The 757-nt window shown below is 51.7% G+C and carries 1 rRNA gene; it reads left to right on the top strand.

From position 1 onward, the window contains the following. A 23S ribosomal RNA gene (locus AACS05_RS24765) occupies positions 1-757 on the top strand; the annotation flags it as partial.

Here is a 757-nt window from a genome sequence, read left to right as displayed (position 1 = left end):
CGTGAATACATAGCGTAATGAAGCGAACCGGGGGAACTGAAACATCTAAGTACCCCGAGGAAAAGAAATCAACCGAGATTCCCCCAGTAGCGGCGAGCGAACGGGGAGCAGCCCAGAGTCTGAATCAGCATGTGTGGTAGTGGAACGGTCTGGAAAGTCCGACGGTACAGGGTGATAGTCCCGTACACAAAATCACACATGTTGTGAACTCGAAGAGTAGGGCGGGACACGTGGTATCCTGTCTGAATATGGGGGGACCATCCTCCAAGGCTAAATACTCCTGACTGACCGATAGTGAACCAGTACCGTGAGGGAAAGGCGAAAAGAACCCCGGCGAGGGGAGTGAAAAAGAACCTGAAACCGTGTACGTACAAGCAGTGGGAGCCTCTTTATGGGGTGACTGCGTACCTTTTGTATAATGGGTCAGCGACTTATATTCTGTAGCAAGGTTAACCGAATAGGGGAGCCGAAGGGAAACCGAGTCTTAACTGGGCGTTAAGTTGCAGGGTATAGACCCGAAACCCGGTGATCTAGCCATGGGCAGGTTGAAGGTTGGGTAACACTAACTGGAGGACCGAACCGACTAATGTTGAAAAATTAGCGGATGACTTGTGGCTGGGGGTGAAAGGCCAATCAAACCGGGAGATAGCTGGTTCTCCCCGAAAGCTATTTAGGTAGCGCCTCGTGAATTCATCTTCGGGGGTAGAGCACTGTTTCGGCTAGGGGGTCATCCCGACTTACCAACCCGATGCAAACT

It is taken from the genome of Citrobacter sp. S-77 (assembly GCF_963864895.1).
Taxonomy (GTDB): Bacteria; Pseudomonadota; Gammaproteobacteria; order Enterobacterales; family Enterobacteriaceae; genus Citrobacter; species Citrobacter murliniae.
This window is presented reverse-complemented; position numbering and strand designations above follow the sequence as displayed.